The following is a 644-nucleotide window of genomic DNA, read 5'->3' as shown; positions in this document are numbered from 1 at the left end:
CATTTAAAGAAAATGGGCTGCTAAGATTATCAATGCTGTAAGTATCTAATAAAATTAAATTATTACATTCCCACCTCGAGACACCCATGCTTTTTCCACAAATAAGCAAAATATAATATTCAAATAGTTCCAAAATACCGACCTTATCTTTTAAATGAGATGCTATAACTAAAGCTGGATTAGCATAATCATTCTCTAAAAGCTGGGTTTTTTTCCATATATCAAAATCCATATCAGGAAAAAAAATAGCGCACTTTTCATTTTCTTCCCATTTTATATATCTATATTTCATTTTTTATCCTATTTTCTATATGTATTGTTTTAAGATTTCCTCTTGGTTTGTTGGAATTTATCTCTATGGTCTCGCCCCCACTTTTAGAAGTTTTTTTATATTGTACAATAGTTTGATCATCTAGTTTTCTCATATAAATCGGTTGACCGTATTTTTTATCTACTTTATTTTCTAACTCTTCAGAGTTTTTAGTTAACTTTTTCCATAATTTGTCTAATTCCTCTTTATTTTCAACTATTCCTCTGCGTTTATCTCGAACATTTTTTGGCAGTTTATCCACTATCTGCAACACTTCATCTTTAGTCAATGTTCTAGGTTTTAAATACTCAGTATCTTTAAAAAATTGCCTTAT

The 644-nt window shown here is 28.7% G+C and carries 2 pseudogenes; both read right to left on the bottom strand.

The annotated features are described in order from the left end of the window. Positions 1-292 (bottom strand): annotated as a pseudogene (locus tag CAMP5053_RS08280) (hypothetical protein); the annotation flags it as partial. Further along, positions 282-644 (bottom strand): annotated as a pseudogene (locus CAMP5053_RS08275) (hypothetical protein); the annotation flags it as partial. The pseudogenes CAMP5053_RS08280 and CAMP5053_RS08275, both read right to left, overlap by 11 nt.

It is taken from the genome of Campylobacter sp. S4:11 (genome assembly GCF_024723695.1).
GTDB lineage: Bacteria > Campylobacterota > Campylobacteria > Campylobacterales > Campylobacteraceae > Campylobacter_D > Campylobacter_D jejuni_C.
Note: the sequence above shows the minus strand (reverse complement) of the source record. Positions and strands in the feature narration are given on the sequence as shown.